Here is a 5509-nt window from a genome sequence, read left to right on the forward strand (position 1 = left end):
CCCGAAGACGTCGCCTTTGCCGAAAGCCGTATCCGTCGCGAAACCATCGCGGCCGAGGATATCCTGCATGATCTTGGCGCGTTTTCGATCATCTCGTCAGACAGTCAGGCCATGGGCCGCGTTGGTGAAGTCATCACCCGGACCTGGCAGACCGCCGACAAGATGAAAAAGCAGCGCGGTGCGTTGCCCGAGGATTCAGGCAAGGGCAATGATAACTTCCGTGCCAAGCGTTACGTTGCGAAATACACCATCAACCCGGCGATTGCGCAGGGCATCGGCGCGCATGTTGGGTCCATCGAAGTTGGCAAGATCGCCGACCTTGTGGTTTGGAAGCCAATGTTCTTTGGCACCAAGCCCGACATGGTGATCAAGGCGGGCATGATTGCCGCCGCCGCCATGGGCGATCCGAACGCATCAATCCCGACGCCGCAGCCGGTCCATTACCGTCCGATGTTTGGTGCGTATGGCAATGCGCTTGCGAAATCGAGCTTCTCGTTTGTCTCGCAGGCAGGCATTGATGCGGGTATTGCCGCCGAATTCGGCCTGGCGAAGGAACTTCTGGCGGTGTCGAACACGCGTAATATCGGCAAGAAGGACATGAAGCTTAATGATGCGTTGCCGGTGATGGAAGTTGATCCGGAAACCTATCAGGTGACGGCAGATGGCGAACTTCTGACCTGTCAGCCGGTTGATGTTGTGCCGATGGCGCAGCGTTACTTCCTGTTCTGATCGGTGGTAGCGAACTCCATGCGTCACGCCATTGAACATATCCCGGTTGACCGTGCCGACACATCCGAAGTGCGCGGTACGGTGACCCTGGCCTTTTCCGACCGGCATCGCCGCCGCATTCGTCTGCATGATGATGCGGGGGAGCCGTTCCTACTCGACCTGCCGCATGCGGTGCGTCTGGCGGATGGGGATCGGTTGCGCCTTTCGGATGGCGGGGTGATTGTCGTCCGCGCAGCCGAGGAGCCGGTTCTGACCATTACGGCGGCCGGTCCGATTGCGACCGCCAAACTGGCCTGGCATATCGGCAACCGGCACACCCCGGTTCAGGTTTTGAATGACGGGCGTTTGCGGATCATCGATGACCATGTGATGCGCGACATGATCACGGGCCTTGGCGGTGTGGTGGAAAACGAAATCGCACCGTTTGATCCGCTGAACGGGGCCTATCACGGGCTCGGCGGCGCGCATGGTCACAGCCATGGTCACGATCATTTTGACCATGATGACCATGACCATGAACATGATCACAAGCACAGTCATCACCACGGGCATTCCCATGACCACGGATGACCTGACACTTAACCCCGCAGGCCTGATGCGGTTGATGACGTGGCTAAGTCCGTCATTTCCGGTCGGTGCCTATACCTATTCGCATGGCGTGGAATATGCCGTCGAAGACGGGCGGGTGACATCGGCAGATAGCCTGATTAACTGGGTTGAAGGGGTTCTGGAATTCGGGGCCGGGCGGATTGATGCAGTGCTTTTTTGTGCGGCATGGTGGGCTGCGCGCGCGGGTGATGAAGCGGCCCTGTTTGACATCGGGGTTGAGGCCGATTGTTGGCGCGGCACGTCCGAGATGGCGTTGGAGGCAACTGCGCAAGGGCGCGCCTTTGTCTCGACCATGCAAAAGGTCTGGGGTGATGGGATGATAACCCGCTGGGCCGATGCCATGCGCGAAGATGACCGACTGCCATCCTATCCGGTGGCGGTGGGCATTGCCGCAGCCCAGTTTGATGTGCCGCTGCGTGATGCGCTGACGGCGTATTTGCATGCGATGGCGGCAAATCTTGTGTCCAGTGCGGTGCGTCTGGTGCCGCTGGGGCAGACCGATGGTGTCAGATCACTGTCGTCGCTGGATGGTGCGGTATCGGTTGCCGTTGATCACGCCATGCAGGCTGAACTTTCCGATCTTGGTGCCGCGGCACCGATGGTCGACTGGACGTCGATGAAACACGAAACCCAATATACGAGGCTATTTAGATCATGAGCTCTCCCCTTCGTATCGGAATTGGTGGCCCGGTTGGTTCGGGCAAAACCGCACTTCTGGAACGCCTGTGCAAGGCGATGCGCGATGAGTTCAACATCGCTGCGATCACAAACGACATCTACACCCGCGAAGATGCCGAATTCATGACCCGTTCGGGTGCGCTGGCGGCTGACCGCATTGCCGGTGTTGAAACCGGTGGCTGCCCGCACACGGCCATTCGCGAAGATGCGTCGATCAATCTGGCGGCTGTCGAAGACATGGCGGCCAAGCATGCCGGGCTTGAGGCGATCTTTATTGAATCGGGCGGCGATAACCTGTCAGCCACCTTCTCGCCGGAGCTGGCCGACATTACGATTTACGTCATCGACGTTTCGGCAGGCGACAAAATCCCGCGCAAGGGTGGTCCGGGCATTACGCGTTCTGACCTTTTGGTGATCAACAAAACCGATCTGGCACCGCTGGTGGGGGCCGATCTGGGCGTGATGGACCGCGATGCCAAAAAAATGCGTGGCGATCGTCCGTTCCTGTTCACCAATCTCAAGGCGATGGATGGCCTTGAAGACGTCAAAAACTTCATCATCGAGACAGGGGGGCTCCGCCAATCCGCAGCATCCTGATATGGGGATATAAGGATAGCTGCACGGGCTTTGCCAGTTACATTAGCGCGGCACAGACCCAAGGATGACGGGAGCATGCATCGCCCGGCTGGCAACAGCCGGGCGTTTGTGTTTTCGCGGGCAAATAATAAAATGCAACTTTTTAGTTGCATAAGGAAATATCTTCTGGCAGATTAAATGCAACCAGGAGGTTGCTTTGTGTCAAATACAATCGAAAAATCTATCGAGATCAATGGCCCTCGTTCCAAGGTATGGGCGGCATTGACCGATCACAAAAAGTTCGGTGCATGGTTTGGTGCCCGAATTGATGCGCCGTTCAAGGTCGGGGAAACCTCGACCGGTGATATTACCGTTTGTGAGGGGGCAAAATGGAATTCAACCATCAAGGCGATGGAGGAGCCGGCCTATTTTGCCTATACATGGCACCCATTTGCGATTGACCCGTCGGTTGATTACAGTGCTGAACCCGAAACGCTGGTTGAGTTTTGGCTGGAAGAAAAAAATGGCATGACCGTGCTTAAGGTGCGCGAAACCGGCTTTGATAATCTACCACCCCATCGCATTGCTGATGCGTTGCGGGCCAATACAAACGGCTGGGGCTTCCAGCTTGAAAACATCAAGAAACATGTCGAAAGCTGAAAATAATTCGGAAATTGGCAAACATGACAAGGATTTCTCCGTCATGTTTGCCGCATTGGGCGATCCCACACGGTTGGCGATCTTTGATCGCTTGGCCGATGGCAAACCGCGATCGATCTCGGTGTTATCGGATGATGCCGATATGACCAGGCAGGCCGTGACCAAGCATCTGCGTGTGCTTGAGGCCGCAGGTCTTGTGCAAAACCATCGGGTCGGGCGCGAAAGCCAATATGCCTTTTGCCCGGAACAACTGGCCGAGGCGCGCGCCTATCTTGATCAGGTGGCGGGCCGTTGGGAATCTGCCCTGGTGCGGCTTAAGTCCTTTGTCGAAGATGATGAGGCATAAGGGTTTGAAAAATATCGGATATTGCGTTCCTCTTAAATGAGTTGCGCAGTATCCGGTGTCATTTTGCTTGGCGTCGATGATATTTGCGGTTATCCCATATCGCGTTGAGCCGGTCGGGCGGACCGGTTAACGAAAGGCAGTCCTGCGCAAGGGGTTGATTGCAGGACGGCCTTATAACGGGAATGGGAAACCGTTACATGAAGACCAAAGATATTGTCTATGTCGCCCTGTTTGCAGCCCTGACCGCCGTTCTTGGGCTGTTTCCGCCAATCACCCTTCCAGTCACCGGTGTGCCGGTCACAGCACAGTCACTTGGTCCGATGTTGGCCGGGGCCATTCTAGGTGCCCGTCGCGGCGGGCTTTCGATTGTTCTGTTCCTTGTTCTGGTTGCTGTTGGCTTGCCGCTTTTGTCCGGCGGGCGCGGTGGCTTTGGCGTGATGATCGGGGTTACGGGCGGGTTCATGTTTGGCTGGGCCATTTCGGCCTTTGTCATCGGGCTTCTGATCGAGAAGTTCTGGAACCGCCTGAATGTTTTCAATGCCGCGCTGTCCATTGCCTTTGGCGGGATCGTCGTCCTGTACGCCATTGGCAATGCCTGGGTCGCAGTCGTGGCCGAGATCAGCTATTGGCAGGCAACTGTCGGGGCGGCTCCGTTCCTGATCGGGGATGCCATCAAGGTTGCGATTGCGACCGCGGCATGCCTTGCAGTCCGGCGCGCCTATCCCTTGATTTCCAAGGCGAGCTAACATCTTATGGGCGCAAGTGATGTACTTGCGCCCATTTTGAGCCGTTCCAATTTCCCTGATAACGCCGGACGTCCTTCCATGATCCGAATTGAAAATGTCTCTGTGCAGTTTGAACAGCGACGTGCGCTTGCTGATATTAACCTGACGCTTGGTGAAAAGCGGATCGGGATTGTCGGCGCGAACGGGTCGGGCAAAAGCACCTTTGTCAGGTTGCTGAATGGTCTGCAAACCGCGACATCGGGCCGGGTCCTGGTCGACGATCTTGATGCGGCAAAGGATGGCCGAAAGCTGCGTCGTCATGTCGGGTTTGTGTTTCAGAACCCGGACAATCAGATCGTCTATCCGGTGGTTGAGGAAGACATTGCCTTCGGCCTTAAGCCGCTCAAGCTTCCCAAGGAAGAGATCAATCGCCGGATTGATGAGGTGCTGGCGCGCTATGATCTTCAGGATTTCAAAGCTCATCCCAGTCATTTGCTGAGTGGCGGGCAAAAGCAGTTGCTGGCCATCTCGGGCGTGCTGGTGATGGAACCGCGCTATATCGTGTTTGATGAGCCAACCACGCTTTTGGATCTGCGCAATCGAAACCGGGTGCAGCGCGCCATAGCCGAGCTGGATCAGACGGTGATTACGGTGTCGCATGATCTCGATCTGATTGCCGATTACGACCGGGTGCTGGCGTTTGAGGATGGTCGCGTGGTGCTTGATGGCCCGCCCTCCGAGGCTCTTCCGAAATATCGGGAGATGATGGCGTGATCGCGGGGCTTTATATCGACGGGCAGTCTGCCCTGCACAGGGCGCAAGCCGGGGCCAAGATCCTTGCCATGGTCGCGCTTGGCACCGGCGTATTCCTGATCCCCGATTGGCCGGTGGTGGCGTTTGTTCTGGCGACTGTTTTGTTGCTTTACCCTGTATCTGGCTTTGGCCCGCGCATTCTGTGGGCGCAGATCAAGCCGATCCTTTGGCTGCTGGTGATCTTTTTTGCCGTTCAGCTTTGGCTGAATGACTGGCAGGCGGGATTGCTGGTCGTCACCCGGATTGCGGCAATTGTGATGTTTGCATCGCTTGTGACCCTGACCACCAAAACATCGGACCTGCTGGCGTCGCTGGAACGCGCCATGCAGCCCTTGCGCCCGATTGGCGTAAACCCGGAAAAGGTCAGTCTGGC

9 protein-coding genes are annotated in these 5509 nt (G+C 56.7%); all 9 read left to right on the forward strand.

What is annotated here, in order from left to right:
- The coding region (locus tag B2T33_RS18160) for an urease subunit alpha (protein ID WP_286792803.1) at positions 1 to 729 on the forward strand (729 nt) is incomplete at its 5' end.
- Positions 730 to 747: 18 nt separating this feature from the next.
- A complete protein-coding gene (locus tag B2T33_RS18165; RefSeq protein ID WP_286792804.1) occupies positions 748 to 1299 on the forward strand; it encodes an urease accessory protein UreE in 552 nt (183 codons plus the stop codon).
- Positions 1250 to 1996: an urease accessory protein UreF gene (locus tag B2T33_RS18170; RefSeq protein WP_414716647.1), complete on the forward strand. Its 747-nt coding sequence runs from the start codon at positions 1250 to 1252 to the stop codon at positions 1994 to 1996. The genes B2T33_RS18165 and B2T33_RS18170 overlap by 50 nt, the downstream gene beginning before the upstream one ends.
- Positions 1993 to 2613 carry an urease accessory protein UreG gene (gene ureG, locus B2T33_RS18175; RefSeq protein WP_008888415.1) on the forward strand — a complete coding sequence of 207 codons (621 nt, stop codon included), beginning with the start codon at positions 1993 to 1995 and terminating at the stop codon, positions 2611 to 2613. The genes B2T33_RS18170 and ureG overlap by 4 nt, the downstream gene beginning before the upstream one ends.
- A 198-nt stretch (positions 2614 to 2811) precedes the next feature.
- Complete coding sequence (locus tag B2T33_RS18180) at positions 2812 to 3252, forward strand: SRPBCC family protein (protein WP_286792805.1); 441 nt, start codon at positions 2812 to 2814, stop codon at positions 3250 to 3252.
- On the forward strand, positions 3239 to 3598 hold the full coding sequence (locus B2T33_RS18185; protein ID WP_286792806.1) for an ArsR/SmtB family transcription factor: 360 nt from the start codon (positions 3239 to 3241) through the stop codon (positions 3596 to 3598). The genes B2T33_RS18180 and B2T33_RS18185 overlap by 14 nt, the downstream gene beginning before the upstream one ends.
- Before the next feature lie 197 nt (positions 3599 to 3795).
- Entirely contained in the window at positions 3796 to 4344 is a 549-nt protein-coding gene (locus tag B2T33_RS18190) for a biotin transporter BioY (protein WP_197146116.1), read from the forward strand.
- Between the two features lie 78 nt (positions 4345 to 4422).
- Positions 4423 to 5097, forward strand: a complete 675-nt coding sequence (locus tag B2T33_RS18195) for an energy-coupling factor ABC transporter ATP-binding protein (RefSeq protein ID WP_286792807.1) — start codon at positions 4423 to 4425, stop codon at positions 5095 to 5097.
- A partial coding sequence (locus B2T33_RS18200; RefSeq protein ID WP_286792808.1) for an energy-coupling factor transporter transmembrane component T family protein occupies positions 5094 to 5509 on the forward strand: 416 nt, incomplete at its 3' end. The genes B2T33_RS18195 and B2T33_RS18200, both read left to right, overlap by 4 nt.

The sequence above is a fragment of the Thalassospira sp. UBA4513 genome (assembly GCF_002388495.1).
GTDB lineage: Bacteria > Pseudomonadota > Alphaproteobacteria > Rhodospirillales > Thalassospiraceae > Thalassospira > Thalassospira tepidiphila.